14 protein-coding genes and 1 tRNA gene are annotated in these 15093 nt (G+C 53.2%); 9 read left to right on the top strand and 6 right to left on the bottom strand.

Annotated features, from left to right (window positions below; genetic code table 11):
* The first annotated feature begins 15 nt into the window (after nucleotides 1–15).
* The 5 genes from RHI63_RS01095 (at nucleotide 16) to RHI63_RS01075 (ending at nucleotide 6375) form a co-directional block, all read left to right on the top strand.
* A complete protein-coding gene (locus RHI63_RS01095; RefSeq protein WP_310821738.1) occupies nucleotides 16–1311 on the top strand; it encodes a glutamate-5-semialdehyde dehydrogenase in 1296 nt (431 codons plus the stop codon).
* Between the two features lie 374 nt (nucleotides 1312–1685).
* Nucleotides 1686–4124: a phosphoenolpyruvate synthase gene (gene ppsA / locus RHI63_RS01090; protein WP_310821737.1), complete on the top strand. Its 2439-nt coding sequence runs from the start codon at nucleotides 1686–1688 to the stop codon at nucleotides 4122–4124.
* A 107-nt stretch (nucleotides 4125–4231) separates the two neighbouring features.
* Nucleotides 4232–4912, top strand: coding sequence for a HEAT repeat domain-containing protein (locus RHI63_RS01085; protein ID WP_206200698.1), 681 nt, complete (start codon nucleotides 4232–4234; stop codon nucleotides 4910–4912).
* 5 nt (nucleotides 4913–4917) lie between these two features.
* Nucleotides 4918–6021 (top strand): cobalt-precorrin-5B (C(1))-methyltransferase CbiD, encoded by a 1104-nt coding sequence (gene cbiD, locus RHI63_RS01080; protein ID WP_310821736.1) that lies wholly within the window; start codon nucleotides 4918–4920, stop codon nucleotides 6019–6021.
* Nucleotides 6022–6375: a hypothetical protein gene (locus RHI63_RS01075; protein WP_310821735.1), complete on the top strand. Its 354-nt coding sequence runs from the start codon at nucleotides 6022–6024 to the stop codon at nucleotides 6373–6375.
* A gap of 34 nt (nucleotides 6376–6409) precedes the next feature.
* Here RHI63_RS01075 and RHI63_RS13145 read toward each other — a convergent pair whose 3' ends face one another.
* Both RHI63_RS13145 and RHI63_RS01070 read right to left on the bottom strand, forming a co-directional pair.
* Nucleotides 6410–6742, bottom strand: a complete 333-nt coding sequence (locus RHI63_RS13145) for a class I SAM-dependent methyltransferase (protein ID WP_399383712.1) — start codon at nucleotides 6740–6742, stop codon at nucleotides 6410–6412.
* Between the two features lie 111 nt (nucleotides 6743–6853).
* Nucleotides 6854–7024 (bottom strand): hypothetical protein, encoded by a 171-nt coding sequence (locus RHI63_RS01070; protein ID WP_310828265.1) that lies wholly within the window; start codon nucleotides 7022–7024, stop codon nucleotides 6854–6856.
* A gap of 163 nt (nucleotides 7025–7187) precedes the next feature.
* On the opposite strand from RHI63_RS01070, the gene RHI63_RS01065 reads away from it, so the two are divergent.
* A tRNA-Ser gene (locus RHI63_RS01065) sits at nucleotides 7188–7274 on the top strand.
* 68 nt (nucleotides 7275–7342) lie between these two features.
* On the opposite strand, the gene RHI63_RS01060 is transcribed toward RHI63_RS01065, so the two are convergent.
* From RHI63_RS01060 to RHI63_RS01050, 3 genes are all read right to left on the bottom strand, one after another.
* Nucleotides 7343–7780: a peroxiredoxin gene (locus RHI63_RS01060; RefSeq protein WP_310821733.1), complete on the bottom strand. Its 438-nt coding sequence runs from the start codon at nucleotides 7778–7780 to the stop codon at nucleotides 7343–7345.
* A gap of 69 nt (nucleotides 7781–7849) precedes the next feature.
* A complete protein-coding gene (locus tag RHI63_RS01055) occupies nucleotides 7850–8875 on the bottom strand; it encodes an ABC transporter permease (RefSeq protein WP_310821732.1) in 1026 nt (341 codons plus the stop codon).
* 12 nt (nucleotides 8876–8887) lie between these two features.
* Entirely contained in the window at nucleotides 8888–9115 is a 228-nt protein-coding gene (locus tag RHI63_RS01050) for a hypothetical protein (protein WP_310821731.1), read from the bottom strand.
* A gap of 135 nt (nucleotides 9116–9250) precedes the next feature.
* Between RHI63_RS01050 and RHI63_RS01045 the strand changes: the two genes are divergently transcribed.
* A complete protein-coding gene (locus RHI63_RS01045; RefSeq protein ID WP_310821730.1) occupies nucleotides 9251–10096 on the top strand; it encodes a tetratricopeptide repeat protein in 846 nt (281 codons plus the stop codon).
* A 4-nt stretch (nucleotides 10097–10100) separates the two neighbouring features.
* Here the strand turns inward: RHI63_RS01045 and RHI63_RS01040 are convergent, their stop codons facing one another.
* Nucleotides 10101–10640, bottom strand: a complete 540-nt coding sequence (locus RHI63_RS01040; RefSeq protein WP_310821729.1) for a peroxiredoxin — start codon at nucleotides 10638–10640, stop codon at nucleotides 10101–10103.
* Between the two features lie 75 nt (nucleotides 10641–10715).
* Here RHI63_RS01040 and RHI63_RS01035 point away from each other — a divergent pair, with 75 nt between their 5' ends.
* Together RHI63_RS01035 and RHI63_RS01030 are read left to right on the top strand one after the other, a co-directional pair.
* Entirely contained in the window at nucleotides 10716–13586 is a 2871-nt protein-coding gene (locus tag RHI63_RS01035; protein WP_310821728.1) for a UPF0182 family protein, read from the top strand.
* A gap of 437 nt (nucleotides 13587–14023) precedes the next feature.
* Nucleotides 14024–14893 carry a DNA methyltransferase gene (locus RHI63_RS01030; protein WP_206200688.1) on the top strand — a complete coding sequence of 290 codons (870 nt, stop codon included), beginning with the start codon at nucleotides 14024–14026 and terminating at the stop codon, nucleotides 14891–14893.
* Nucleotides 14894–15093 lie beyond the last annotated feature (200 nt).

The following is a 15093-nucleotide window of genomic DNA, read 5'->3' as shown; positions in this document are numbered from 1 at the left end:
GAATTGGCAACCCCTATGGCAGATTCTCCCCTCGTGCAACGGGTCAAAGAAGTTCATGAGCAGGCGCGTCTGTTGGCTCAGCTGGATGCCACTGGCCGCAATGATGCCCTAGAGCAGGTGGCCTGTGCCCTTGAAGCGGCGCGGGAGGAGATTCTGGCGGCCAATGCTGCCGACTGTGAGCAGGCCAAGGCCAATCAGCTCAATCCTTCTCTCTATGCGCGGTTGGAACTGAGTCCCAGTAAACTAGCGGCGGCGATCGCCGGGGTGCGTCAAGTGGCGACCCTTGCGGATCCTCTGGGTCAGCGCCAACTCCATCGCGAATTGGATACAGGCTTAATTCTCAGTCGCGTCACCTGCCCTTTGGGGGTGCTGGGGGTAATTTTTGAAGCGCGTCCCGATGCCGTCGTGCAAATTGCTTCCTTGGCAATTAAATCGGGGAATGGCGCCATTCTCAAGGGAGGACAGGAGGCGAGTCGCTCGTGCCAAGCGATTATGCAGGCCATTCACAGAGGGCTAGAAAAGTCGGCAGTGCCCGCTGGGGCGATCGCCCTCCTGATGCGGCGGGCAGAAATTACGGAATTGCTGCAACTGGATCAATGGGTTGATCTGATCATTCCGCGGGGTTCCAATGAATTTGTACGTTATATCCAGAACAACACGCGGATTCCTGTGCTGGGGCACGCCGATGGTCTGTGTCATCTCTATGTGGATGTCGCTGCGGATCTGGAGAAGGCGATCGCCATTACCCTCGACGCCAAAACCCAGTACCCGGCTGCCTGTAACGCCATTGAGACGCTTCTTGTCCATCGGGGCATTGCCGAGGCCTTTTTACCCAAAGTGGCTGCTGCCCTTGAGAAAGCAGGGGTGGAATTGCGGGGGGATGCGATCGCCTGCCACCTTGTGCCCATGACCCCTGCCAGTGAAGCCGACTGGGCGACAGAATACTGCGATTTGATCCTCTCCATCAAAGTTGTTCCCGATCTCGATGCCGCGCTGGATCACATTGCCACCTATGGATCGGGGCACACTGAAGCCATTGTTACCGAGGATGCTGCCGCCGCCGCCCGTTTTCTGCAAGAGGTGGATGCCGCTGGCGTTTTTCACAATTGCTCCACCCGCTTTGCCGATGGCTTCCGCTATGGCTTTGGCGCTGAAGTCGGTATCAGTACCCACAAACTACCGCCGCGAGGCCCGGTGGGGCTAGAGGGATTAGTTACCTACAAATACCAACTGGTGGGGAATGGCCACATTGTGGCAACCTATAGCGGCGCCAATGCCAAACCCTTTACCCATCGTGATTTGGAATCCTAACGAATTTAAGGGATTGTTTTTAAGGGATTGTTAAGCAACAAACAAAGCCAATTTTTCTGTTTCAGAATGGAGATATAGGGCAATAGTGATTTAACCACCGTGCAGATGATGACCGCTGCAAACTTTGCCTATCCAGTCTCCGTTGGAAATGTGTTGCGTGCTTTACCCAGTGTTTGAGCAAAGGAGCAGCCTGCGTTTGTCAACGGACAAGTCTGACTTGGGAATTGCGTGCAGTTAGGTGATTCACAGATTCACGATAGCAAAGGGAGCCAAAGACACTCAAAACTTTAACGGCTCAAGCACTGCTGTTGCATCCCCAGAGGGACAGCAAACGGCAATTTAATCAATGAAACTTAATGTTTGGGAGCATAACAATGACTCAATCCATCCCTAGACCAACCAGTGAAGTGACCCATCGGGAAACAGCGTTTGTTTTAGAACTGAATTCCTTGAGCTGCAAAGACCTGCCACTGGTAGGGGGCAAAAACGCTTCCTTGGGGGAAATGCTCCAACAACTGACGCCCAAAGGCATTAATGTCCCCGATGGTTTTGCGACCACAGCCTATGCCTACCGTTACTTTATCCAAGCGGGAAATCTTGATACCCAACTGCGGCGGCTCCTTGAAGGTCTCGATGTCGAGGATGTCACAGAACTCCACCGCGTGGGGCAAGCGATTCGCTCGCTAATTTTGCACACGCCGTTTCCCCAAGAATTGACGGATGCGATTGCTGCCGCCTACCAAAAAATGTGCGATCGCTATGGCCCGAATACGGACGTGGCGGTTCGCTCCAGTGCCACCGCTGAAGATTTGCCCGATGCTAGCTTTGCCGGTCAGCAGGAAACCTACCTCAATGTCCATGGTCTCAAGGGCGTTCTCGATGCCTGTCATCGCTGCTTTGCCTCACTCTTTACGGATCGGGCGATCTCCTACCGCCAGATCAAAGGCTTTGACCACTTCAATGTGGCCCTGTCGGTGGGGGTGCAAAAAATGGTGCGCTCCGACTTGGCCTGCTCTGGGGTGATGTTCTCCATTGACACAGAAACAGGCTTTAAGGACACTGCCCTGATCACGGCCGCCTATGGCTTGGGTGAAAACGTTGTCCAAGGCGCCGTCAACCCCGATGAATACTTGGTCTTTAAGCCAACCTTGAAGGCGGGCTATAAGCCAATCTTGAAAAAAGCCCTCGGTACCAAAGAAATCCGCATGGTCTATGCCCTTGGCGGAACGAAGCTCACCCGCAATGAACCCGTGCCTGAGCCCCTGCGGAAACAATTTGCCCTCAGCGACGAAGAAATCCTCACCCTAGCCCGCTGGGCCTGCCTCATTGAGGAGCACTACTCTGCTCTGCGGGGAACCTACACCCCGATGGATATTGAGTGGGCAAAGGATGGCCTCACAGGTGAACTCTTTATCGTGCAGGCGCGCCCCGAAACCGTCCAATCCCAAAAAGCCACGAACGTGCTGCGCAGCTACCATCTTGAAGCAAAAGGAACGCTCCTTGCCACAGGTCGGGCAGTTGGCGAAATGATTGGCCAAGGCCGTGCCCGCGTCATTCTCAATGTCCGCAATATCGATCAGTTCCAAGCGGGCGAAGTGCTGGTGACCCACCGCACGGATCCTGATTGGGAGCCCATCATGAAAAAAGCCAGTGCCATTGTCACCGATCAGGGGGGACGCACCTGCCATGCGGCGATTATTGCCCGTGAGTTGGGCATTCCTGCGATTGTGGGTTGTGGCGATGCCACCGAAACCATCCCCAATGGTGTTGAGGTCACAGTTTCCTGTGCAGAAGGGGAAGAGGGGCACGTCTATCAAGGATTACTGCCCTTCCATGTGGAGGAAGTGGCTCTGGAAAATCTGCCGCGAACCCGCACCCAAATCCTGATGAATGTGGGTAACCCAGAAGAGGCCTTCAGCTTGGCGGCAATCCCCAATGATGGGGTGGGGTTGGCACGCATGGAGTTTATTATCGCCAACCACATTCAGGCGCACCCCTTGGCATTGCTCCACTACGATGAGTTGACCGATGAGGTGGCGAAGCTGAAAATTGCCGAGCTGACTCAAAACTACACCGACAAGGCGGAATACTTTGTCGATAAGTTGGCTCAGGGGATTGGGGCGATCGCTGCCGCCTTTTATCCCAAGCCTGTGGTCGTGCGCATGTCCGACTTCAAGAGCAATGAGTACGCCAACCTCTTGGGCGGTCGCCAGTTTGAACCCCATGAAGAAAACCCAATGATTGGCTGGCGGGGCGCTTCCCGTTACTACGACCCCAACTATGCCGAAGGCTTTGCCCTTGAATGCCGCGCCATGAAGAAAGTCCGCGATGAGATGGGGCTGACGAACGTGATTCTGATGATTCCCTTCTGTCGTACCCCAGAGGAAGGACGGCGAGTGCTGGCGGAGATGGCTAAACATGGGCTGAAGCAAGGGGAAAATGGTCTGCAAGTCTATGTGATGTGCGAACTCCCCAGCAATGTGGTGTTGGCGGATGCCTTTGCCGACGTCTTTGATGGCTTCTCCATTGGCTCCAATGACCTGACGCAACTCACGCTGGGGTTGGATCGCGATTCGGCCTTGGTGGCGCACCTGTTTGATGAACGCAATGAAGCGGTCAAACGCATGGTGGCGCAAGCGATTCAAACGGCGAAGGCCAAGGGGCGCAAAATTGGCATCTGTGGTCAAGCCCCCAGTGACTATCCTGAGTTTGCTCAATTCTTGGTAGCGCAAGGGATTGACTCCATTAGCCTCAACCCCGACTCCGTCCTGAGGACGATGCTGCAAATTGCTGAGGCTGAAAAACAGGCCTAGAGTGCACAACCCAGTGACAACGCCTAAGCTGAGGGCAGAGAATTGAAGCCGCGATCGCTCTGCCCTTTTCTGTGGGTGACGCAACCCAGTAGGATCAAAGGAATCAGGTGGAGAATATTGGCGTGGACACAGCAGCAATTCAGGAACTCATTACCTCAGCGGATGTGGGCGATCGCCTGCGGGGCATCAATCAACTGCGTAGCCTTGACCCCAACGATGCCTTTCGGCTCATTCAACCCCTCAGCCAAGATGAAAATTCCCGTGTCCGCTACGCTGCGGTGAGTCAAATTGCCAGCCTTGGGCACGTCAATCTCAATCAAGCCCATGACCTGTTGCGCGATCGCCTGCTCCATGACAGCGAAACGGATGTCCGTGCTGCCGCAGCGGATGCGATGGCTGCCCTACAAGTTCCCTTTGCCCTTGAAGATTTAGAAACGGCCTACCACAGTACCGATGATTGGCTGTTGCAGTTTAGTATCATTGCCGCCTTGGGTGCCCTAGGCAATCCTGCTGCTGTTGGGCTGCTCACGGAAGCCCTCAATAATCCCCAAGAATTGGTGAAATTAGCCGCCATTGGTTCCTTGGGTGAACTGAAACAACCAGAAAGCATTGTCCACCTGCGGCAGTTTGTCGAGTATCCCGATTGGCAAGTCCGCCATCGGCTAGCGATCGCCCTTGGCCAAATTGGCACTCCAGAGGCTCGCCCCCTGCTTGAACAATTAACCACTGATTCTGCGGAAGCGGTTGCCGAAGCGGCTCGCACTAGTTTGGCTCAGTTAACTACTTAACACCCGTGGGTTATACGCTACCAGTTTTTGCGGCGGCGGCGGCGGTGGCGGCATTGCGTTGCCTTACGGAAGGAACCTGTCCTAAGGAAGTCACCCTTGCGCTGCTACGCCCCAATCGCTGTGCAACCCTATCCATTGCCCAAGGGGCATCCTTAGATGATCAGCAGGCCTTAGCCATTACCTACAGTGAACCCAGTGATCCCCTTGATCTCACCCGCCATACCCCGATCTGGGCTTGGGTGCGCTGGCAAGACCCTGTAACGGCTCCCAAAATTCACATTGAGGGGGGCTTTGGGGTGGGGCGCGATCGCGCCACGGGCGAGGCAGCTATCTATCGCTATGCCCGCTTGTTGTTAACCACTAACCTGTTGCTCTATTGTCCTAAGGAGCGGGCGATCGCCGTCACGATTCTCCTGCCCCAAGGGCGAGATTTGGCAGAGCGCACCTCGAATGCGGCTTTTGGCATTGTTGAGGGACTCTCCCTACTGGGAACCACTGCCTTAGCACAACCCCTCACAGCCTCGGAGCAACTGGATCGCTATCGCGAGGACTTAGCCCAGAAAGCAGCAAAATCTCCCATCCTCGTCTTTTGTATTGGCGAGAACGGCCTTCAGGTGGCGCAGCAACTCCAGATTCCCCCTTCCCTGTGTGTAAAAACTGCCAATTGGCTAGGGCCAATGCTGGTGGCCGCTGCTCAACACAAGGTTCAACAGTTGCTCCTCTTGGGCTACCACGGCAAATTAATTAAACTCGCTGGCGGCATTTTCCATACCCATCACCACCTTGCGGATGCTCGCCAAGAAATTCTCACCGCCTTTTGTGCCCTTGCAGGCTTAGACCCAGAGATTCTGCATCAGGTGTGGCAAGCACCAACGGTTGAGGCTGCCCTCAAATTTTTAGCAACAATGGCTCCCCAAGCCTTACCTGAGATTCTCAGCCACATTGCCAACCGCATTGATGAGCGCGCCATTAACTATATCCATGCCCATTGTGCTGCTCCCATGGGGCGGTCATTAGAGGTGGGATGTGCCTTGTTTGGGCGCGATCGCCAAATTGTTGCCATCAGCGAGGCAGGAAACCTAATTTTGACAAGGATTAGGCTATACTAAGTGAAAGACTCAATAAAATCTGTACCAGCACTTATGAATACAAACTGCCATGTTCTTGATCGCGAAGAGGTCATTCGTTTTATCCCGAATGAAGATGATAACTCAAGGATTATTTACAAACAGCGCAATACTGATATTACTTATCCAGAAGAATTTCTAAATCTTATTTTTAATGATGCTAGATTGATTCCACTATTAGTTAGAGGTTGCTCAGCAAGAGTTATGATGCTCGATAAGACGGGTTGGCATAAGGGTAGAGTGCGATTAGAAATTGTATTCTATCCCGATGAGGAAAATACCAATATCAATGTTAGTGATGAACTGAACATTAACGAATATCTATCTCAGAGTTAGGGTTGATCTCATAGAAGCTAAGGAAAGCGGTCTACTAAGGATTGGGGTTTCTAAAAACGGTAAAAGATTGATAGCCAGTATCAATTAAGATATGCTCAAATAGTTCCTCTGCAATCAATTCATCAATGACCTGCTTAACGGGTGAGTTATTATTCCCTGCGGCATCATACCAGCCATAGTAGTCGTGTGAAATAAAGTATCCCCCCGGTCGTAAATACCACGGTACATAATTGAAGACATCCGCTTTGCACCCTTCATAACTGTGATCACCATCAATGAAAATGAGATCAACTAAACCATCAATCGTGACTTCATCTGAGCGGGTATTAATAAATTCAACATAGTTTTCAAGATTTGCTTCAAGAATTAATTCCTCAGCTTCCTTGGTTGGAAATGGATCAATTGAAAGCAGTTGTCGTTTTTTCGGCGCTTCAAATTCGTTGTAATTGATGTCAGGTCGCTGCTTATGTTGTTGTGGTTATTGCCAGCCAATATCAATGAATCGTAGGGCACTTGCTAGACAGAGAGTTGAAAATCCCTTAAAGCGGCCAATTTCAATGATGCGAGTAGCACGAATACTCACCGCCAGAGAAAAAAGTGTCATCCCCAACCCCAGTTCTGAGCCACCAGCAACGAGTGCCTTCCGCATCAAGCCAAAAAAATCCCCAAAATAGCCGTCCATTCTTTTCTGGTTATGGGCTAAGGCTTCTGTTGTCATTAGGTACTCTGGACTAAAACTCATGGGAGTATTTCCGGCAGCGACTTCTTGTGGCTCTACCTTATCCTAGCTGAGGTTACAATATAGGATGCTGGGAGAGATGGCAGAGTGGTCGAATGCGCTCGACTTGAAATCGAGTGTGGCAGTGATGTCACCGAGGGTTCGAATCCCTCTCTCTCCGTTCAATCAACAAAAAGGCAGCCAGAACCTCTCCAGCCGCCTGACCCAATGATGACTTTTTAGAGTCACCTATAAGCCGAGATCCGCCAAAATGTCGGTGGCGTGGGTATCGGTTTTGACGCTGGTATAGACATGGGAAATGATGCCATTGCCGTCAATGACATAGGTAACTCGCTTGGCGTAGCCGCCGCCATCCACGTCGTAGGCTTTAATAATGGATTTATCCACATCTGCCAAGAGGGGAAAGGGGAGGTTGTATTTTTCAGTGAACTTTTGGTGTGAGGTTTCGTCGTCGGTACTCACCCCCAAAACCACAATCTCTTTGCCCTGATAGGCGGCATAGTTGTCACGGAAGCTACAGGCCTCTTTGGTGCAGCCGGGGGTGTCATCCTTAGGGTAGAAGTAGAGCACCACAGTTTTGCCCGCAAAGTCGCTGAGGGACACCGTATTGCCATGGGTGTCTTTGGCAGTAAAGGTGGGGGCGGGTGTACCAACGGCTAAAGCCATGGGGGATACCTCCTAATGTTAAGTTTTATTACGTGCTTGTTCTTTATTTTATCGGCAGGTGCCAAAAAATTAGTAGTGGATGCGGGGGTCAATCCAAGCATTGAGCAAGTCAATGAGAATACTGGCCGCTACGACAATCACGGCAAAGAAAACCACAATGCCCTGTACGGTTGGATAGTCCCGCAGAGCAATGGCCTCGTAGAGTCGCTGACCCAGCCCCGGCCAAGAAAACGTCACCTCTGTCAACACGGCTCCCCCCAAGAGGCTCGCAAGGGTCAGCCCCAAAACCGTGATCACTGGAATCAAGGCATTCTTGAGGGCATGGTGAATAAGAATCCGATGCTCAGGGATACCACGGGCACGGGCGGCTTCCACATAATCGGCCACTAGGGTTTGCTTGAGATTCACCCGCACAATGCGCTCAAAGATACCACTGAGGACGATCGCCAGCGTCAATGCAGGCAGGAGCAAGTAACTAAAAGCAGTTCCCAGTTGGTGGAGATTACCATTCAGGAGCGCATCCAGCAGGTACAGCCCTGTGGGACCTTGGGGGGGTGTTTCCGTGATTGGGTAGCGGGTACCCAAGGGAAGCCAACGCAGATTCACCGCAAAGAGCAGTTGCAAGAGCATCCCCAGCCAAAAGAGGGGCAAGGCATAGGTGATGATGCCAAAGAGACGCCCTCCGATATCCCAAGTAGTGCCAGATTTGACCGCAGCCAGACTGCCAATGAGCACCCCTAAACCAAAGGCGATCGCCAGACTCGCAAGGCCTAATTCTGCCGTTGCAGGAAAATGCTGAGCAATGATACTCGTGACGGCTTCCCCTTGACTGGTGAGGGAGGTTCCCAGATCAAATCGCAGGAGTTGCCCTAAGTAAGTCAAGTATTGCTGCCACAGGGGTTGAGCCAAGCCCAATTGTTCTCGCAAGGCTTCCTTGACAGCCACCGGGGCACGGGGACCTAAAATCGCATCCACGGGATCCCCCGGCGTGGCTCGCAGCAGCAAAAAGACGACGGTGACAATCGTCCACAGCATCAGCGGCGCAAGTAAAAGCCGCAGGAGCAGGTACCCCTGCAATGCACGCAGACGAGACATGAATTGCTCGAGTTATTCTTGAGGTGGGTTCGCCGCTCGCTGGCGATCGCGTTCAATCGAGGCCAAAAGACGTTTGGGATAGCTATCCGCTGCAATTTGCAGAATTTGATCGAGGGGCGTATCATTCATAAACTTGCTGGCGGCAGCAATGTACTCACGGTTGGGACAGCGATCGCCCAAGACACAGCCATTGACACAGGCCTCTGCACAATTGATGGTTTCTGGCGTTAGTTCACCCATGGCAGCTCTCCGAGGAATTGCTCAAATTTTAACAGGGGGAAGGTGGCCGACCTGAAAATTGGCCGTGATTCCCCTCGGCTCCTAGGCTAGAATCATACTGGCACTGGAAATGCTGGGCACCCTCAAGGAGGCACAATGCGCAAGAAGTGGCTCACCCTTTTGGTTTTGCTGTTGGGCGTGGTTCCTTTCATTGCCATTTCGGTGATGCCCTTGCTCAGCAGTGCCTTCAGCCCAGCGCAACCCACGCCAAGCCCCGTGACCAGTCCTGCCGCCACTGACAAAGTTGCCGAACTGCAAGCCCAAGAAAAAGGCTACCAACTGGTGCTGGAGCGTGAACCCAACAATGCCACAGCACTGGAAGGCTTGGTGCTGGCTCGGCTGCAACTGATTCAACTGGGCAAAGGAGAAATTGCTAGCGTCATTGACCCCCTGCGCCGCTTAGCTGCTCAGCGTCCCGAACAAACAGATTATGCGATTCTGCTGGGACAGGCACAGCAGCAAACGGGCGATCGCGAGGGAGCTGCCCAAACCTTTCAAGGGGTTCTGGCCAAATCCCCCGGCAATCTCAATGCCCTGCGGGCCTTAGTGGATCTCTACTTGAAGGAAAATCGTCCCCAAGCGGCCATTGGCCTCATTGAAGAGACCCTCCAAGGGGCAGAGCAAGCCAACAAAGTCCAACCAGGGAGCGTCGATGTCACGGCGGTACAACTTCTCCTTGGCGATGTCTATATGGCGCAAAAACGCTACGATGAGGCGCTGACCCTCTTCCAAAATCTGGGCAAAGAAAACCCCAACGATTTTCGCCCGGTGCTTGCCCAAGCGATGGCACTGACGGAACAGGGGAAAAAGACAGAAGCTGCGCCTCTGTATGCCAAAGCCGTGGAACTTGCACCCGCCAAGTATAAAGATGCCATTCAGCAGGCGGCGCAGCAGGTGCAAAATGAATCTCCAGCAACCCCTGAACCCCCGCCACAGCAATAGAGGCCTAAACTTGCTGTTGCAGTTCCTCTAGGCGAGCCAGTATCTCCTGACTGTGGATCGCGGGATTCACTTTGACATAACGCTCCCGTAGGATGCCCTCAGGATCGATGATGAAACTGTGGCGCAGCGAGACAAACCCCAACCAAGAGCCATAGGCCTTGCTGACGCGGCCATCGGGGTCAGAGAGGAGGGGAAAGGTCAAGCCTTCACTGTCACAGAAATCTTCGTGGGAGTCCACGGAGTCGGCACTGACGCCAATGACTTCAGCATTGTGGGCATGAAATTGCTCAATGTCCCGCTGAAAGCGTTGGGCTTCGAGGGTACAGCCAGAGGTAAAGTCCTTGGGGTAGAAGTACAGCACCACCCACTTGCCGCGATAATCCTTCAGGGAAATCGGCTGGCCATCGACACTGCTGGGAAGAGAAAAGTCGGGTGCTGGGGCATTGAGGGGCGGCAATTCACCCCCGAGAGCCCAACTGGGAACTGATGGGCTCAGAAACAGAACCAAACTCAAGAGGGCAACAAGTAGTGAGCGCAAGAACATGGCTAAATCGCTAAACTGGCCTTAGGAAAGCATCTAGCTGCACTGTACCGTAGTTTTAACGATTTTTCGAGGTTGATGCCGTCCCTCTCCGCTGTACAGTTTATGCCCCGTTGGTTGCGCTGGCTCTCTGGCCTCGTGCTGGCGATCGCCCTTGGGGTTGGCTTGTGTCGCTTCATTGCCGAAAGTCTCTGGTTTGATCAACTGGGCTATTTGGCGGTGGTCTGGCAGCGCTGGAGTGTCCAAGCTGTACTGTTTCTGGCGGTTGCGGGGGCATCGGCACTGTTCTATGGCTGGCAGCAACACTGGCTCCTGCGGCAACGCACCGTGACCCTCGAGCCCACCCTGACCGCCCAGAGTACCTATCGGGGGCTGGGGCTGTGGCGGCTTTTGTTGTGTGCTAGCGGTTTAACTTGGCTGCTAATTGTTGCTACTTACCACATTGGGGCGATCGCGCTGCAACTGTGGCAACACCGTTCAGAAATCACCTTTAACAGCCCTCTGCTGCCGCAATTGAGTGTCTGGCGGGTGGCAGAGGTATCACTGCAAGTGGTGCAGAATCCTTGGCTATTAGTGCCGAGTTTGGCAGCATTGCTACTGGGGCTGTGGTTGCCTGTGCGCCTCTTTCAAGGATTGGGCATGCTCTTAAGCCTCGCGATGGGGGCGATCGCCTGCCTGAGCTGGCCGGTGGTGCTCAAGGGACTGTTTGCCGCCAGTGATCCCCACACCGAGCCCCTCTTTCACCATTCGATGAGCTTTTACCTGTTTCAGCTGCCCCTGTGGGAATTGTTGCGCCTATGGCTGGTGAACCTCAGTGTTGTCGGCTTAGGGGGAACGGCCTTGGGTTATCTCCTTGCCAATGAAAGTCTCAGTCATGGCAAATTCCTCGGCTTCGTGCGATCACAACGGCGGCATTTACAGGGCTTAAGTGCCTTTGTCTTTGCCACAGTGGCCTTTAGCTTCTGGCTAGAACGCTACAAACTTCTTTATTCGACCAATGGGGCTGCCTTTGGCGCCGGCTATACCGACGTCACTGTACGCTTACCCCTCTATGGTTGGCTTTCAGCCTCGGCTTTTGGCGTCGCCTGTTTACTGGCTTGGTCAGCGATTCGACGGGGCGGCGAAGGGCAGCGGCGGCTAGGACCGATCGCCCCCGGCCTCTTTGGCTTTACATTGGGCTATTTAGTGGTCATCCTGATTGCCGATTGGCTCCTGCCCACAGCCATTGAAGCGGCCATTGTTCAACCCAATCAACTGCAACGGGAACTCCCCTACATTCAACGCACCATTACCCACACCCGCGAAGGCTTTAACCTTGAAAAAATGCGGGTCGAACCCTTTCAGCCGGAAAATAACCTCAACGCCGAGATCATTGCTGCCAACGCCGCCACCACCCGCAATATCCGCCTTTGGGATACCCGCCCCCTTTTAGAAACGAACCGGCAACTGCAACAACTGCGCTCCTACTATCGGTTTCCAGCGGCCTTTTTGGATCGCTACTATCTCAAACTATCCCCTGAGCAAGACCAATCAGAAATTCGCCAAGTCCTCATTGCCGCTCGCGAAGTGGACTACAGTGCGGTTCAGCGCTTTGCCCGTACTTGGATTAACGAGCACTTGGTCTTTACCCACGGCTATGGCTTCACCATGAGTCCCGTGAATACCGCCGAAGCCAATGGTCTGCCCAAATACTTTGTCCGCGATATTGGCGATACGGGTGAGCTACTGGTCGATCCGCCGCAAATCCGTGAAAGCATTCCCTTTTTCTACCCCCGGATCTACTACGGTGAACTTACCCATACCTATGTCTTTGCCCCTTCGGCGGTTCCAGAGCTGGATTTTCCCCGTGGCGCCGAAAATGTCTATAACCACTACGACGGTACGGGGGGGGTTCCCATTGCCAGTTGGTGGCGGCGCTTGGTCTACGGTGTCTATTTTGGTGACTGGCAACTGCTGTTGACCCCCAATTTACGACCGGACTCACGGGTACTTTTTCGTCGCTTAATTCAAGAGCGGGTGCGGGCGATCGCCCCCTTTTTACGTTTTGACAGTGAACCCTACCTTGTGGTCGCCGATCCACGCTCTGAACAGGACATTGCCGCCAGTCCTAGCGCCACAGGGGTGAGCTATCTCTACTGGATTATTGATGCCTATACCGTCAGTCGCTACTATCCCTATGGCGATCCCGGCGAGCACTCCTTTAATTACATTCGCAACTCTGTCAAAGTGGTGGTGGATGCCTATAACGGCGATGTCACGTTTTATGTGGTGGAACCCGACGATGTCATAATTCGCACGTGGCAGCGGGTTTTTCCAACCCTCTTTCATCCCCTGAGTGCCATGCCCCACCGCCTCTACCGCCACATTCGCTATCCCATTGATTTGATGCAGGTGCAGTCGGAACAACTCCTGAAATACCACATGACGGATCCCGTGGTCTTTTACAACCGCGAAGACCTCTGGCAAATTCCCAAGGAGATTTACCGCGAAAAGCCCCAAGCCGTTGCCCCTTACTATCTGATTACCAAGCTGCCCATTGGCTACACTGAGGAGTTTATTCTGCTTGTTCCTTTTACGCCCGTGAATCGTCCCAACCTCATTGGTTGGCTAGCGGCTCGCTCCGATGGTCAAAACTATGGCAAGCTCCTGCTGTACGTCTTTCCCAAGCAAGAACTGGTCTTTGGCCCTGAACAAATGGAGGCGCGGATCAATCAAGACCCAATGATTTCACAGCAAATTTCCCTCTGGAATCGCCAAGGGTCAAGATCGGTGCAGGGAAATCTCCTCATTATCCCCATCGAGCGATCGCTCCTCTACGTCGAACCCATTTACCTCGAAGCCGATCAAAATCAACTGCCCACCTTGGCACGGGTCATTGTTATGGATAACCAGCGGATTGTGATGGCACCTACCCTAGAGGAGGCTTTGCAAAAACTGTTTCCTGATTAACTTTCATCGCAGAAACGTTGAAAGATAGTTTAATTGGTATTACTTCCGTAATGGGAGCACCTGATTTCTCATCAGCAGTGACAGATTCCATGGTTTCGGAGTGGGCTTTTCCCCTTGGTTGACTAAATGGCGAGAGGAGGGGTCTGTAATAACCAATCGACTGCTGGGCTTCAGCCTGTTATTTCACCGTCTGTCTCTTGGAAGCTAGTGCAGGCTGCCAGAATCCGACTCATACTTGTTGCAGAAATGCAGGTAAAAGCGCACTCACTTTCGATACTCAGGCCATTGTTCTGTTTGGGTATTTTGCTTAGATAGCAGGTTAAGTATGGGGTCTCTATGCTGTTTATCGTTACAAATTAAGTCCTTGCATACGTATCTACTATTGCAGTTTAATTACTGTTTAGCTTTCAAAACCACCAATCTGCAGACAGGACTTGATGGCCCGAAAAAAGAAGACCGAGACCAAGCGTCCGATCGCACCCTACGAGCATCGGGACAAAGCGCGCGTCAACAACCCGCCCGTTGGGCTGGTCACGCCCGAAACCGACCCCGACACCGGACAGCAGAAAAAGCGCTACGCCTACGACCCGCACCTCGACCCGCAACTGGTCTGGGCGGGCAAAGCCGAGCATACCTCGTTTGAAGTTCCTACCGTCTCCCTGCACGTCCACGAGCGCATTGACCCGCGCACAATTATCGAGGCGGTGCGCAAGAAAAATGGGCAACAGGAACCGGTGCAACTGGGGTTGTTCGAGGTCGAGCACCAAGAACCCTTGCACAAGGCCGTCGAGTTCTACCAACACAAGCACGACTGGAGCAACCGCCTGATCGCCGGCGATTCGCTGCTGGTGATGAACTCGCTGCTGGAAAAGGAGGGCATGGCCGGCAAGGTGCAGATGACCTACATTGACCCGCCCTACGGCATCCGCTACGGCTCCAACTTCCAGCCCTTCGTCAACAAACGCGACGTGAAGGACGGCAAGGACGAGGACTTAACTAGCGAGCCGGAGCAGATCCGCGCCTTCCGCGATACTTGGGAGCTGGGCATCCACTCCTACCTCACGTATCTTCGCGACCGGCTGCTTCTGGCGCGGGAACTGCTCACCGAGAGCGGCAGCATCTTCGTGCAGATCAGTGACGAGAACGTGCACCACGTGCGGGAGTTGATGGATGAGGTGTTCGGGGCGGGGAATTTTGTAAGACAAATATCTTTCCGCAAAACATCGCCTCTTGGGTTTGGAGAATTACCGAGAGTTCACGATATCATTAATTTGGTATGCGAAAAACAGGGAGGGCGTGAAATATAGGCAGCTTTACACGGAGAAGAGTCTTGATGAATCCTGGTTTGGATTCGTAGAGTTGCCGAGTGGAGAGGTAAAACCAATTCGTGCATTGTCAACCGAGCTTGACCAAATTGAAGGATCAAAGAGGCTGGCTTTGGGTGACCTCAAGTCTTCTGGTTACACCGAGTCTTGCACCTATGACTTTGAGTTCTCAGGAAGGATCA

Source organism: Thermosynechococcus sp. GLH187 (assembly GCF_031583395.1).
GTDB lineage: Bacteria > Cyanobacteriota > Cyanobacteriia > Thermosynechococcales > Thermosynechococcaceae > Thermosynechococcus.
The sequence above is the reverse complement of the archived record's forward strand: the minus strand, read 5'-3'. Positions and strand labels throughout refer to the sequence as shown.

Coding starts and splice junctions, on each gene's coding strand:
- RHI63_RS01095 (WP_310821738.1), top strand. CDS start 16: ATGGCAGATTCTCCCCTCGTGCAACGGGTCAAAGAAGTTCATGAGCAG.
- ppsA (WP_310821737.1), top strand. CDS start 1,686: ATGACTCAATCCATCCCTAGACCAACCAGTGAAGTGACCCATCGGGAA.
- RHI63_RS01070 (WP_310828265.1), bottom strand. CDS start 7,024: ATGCGGAAGGCACTCGTTGCTGGTGGCTCAGAACTGGGGTTGGGGATG.
- RHI63_RS01060 (WP_310821733.1), bottom strand. CDS start 7,780: ATGGCTTTAGCCGTTGGTACACCCGCCCCCACCTTTACTGCCAAAGAC.
- RHI63_RS01055 (WP_310821732.1), bottom strand. CDS start 8,875: ATGTCTCGTCTGCGTGCATTGCAGGGGTACCTGCTCCTGCGGCTTTTA.
- RHI63_RS01050 (WP_310821731.1), bottom strand. CDS start 9,115: ATGGGTGAACTAACGCCAGAAACCATCAATTGTGCAGAGGCCTGTGTC.
- RHI63_RS01045 (WP_310821730.1), top strand. CDS start 9,251: ATGCGCAAGAAGTGGCTCACCCTTTTGGTTTTGCTGTTGGGCGTGGTT.
- RHI63_RS01040 (WP_310821729.1), bottom strand. CDS start 10,640: ATGTTCTTGCGCTCACTACTTGTTGCCCTCTTGAGTTTGGTTCTGTTT.
- RHI63_RS01035 (WP_310821728.1), top strand. CDS start 10,716: ATGCCGTCCCTCTCCGCTGTACAGTTTATGCCCCGTTGGTTGCGCTGG.
- RHI63_RS01030 (WP_206200688.1), top strand. CDS start 14,024: ATGGCCCGAAAAAAGAAGACCGAGACCAAGCGTCCGATCGCACCCTAC.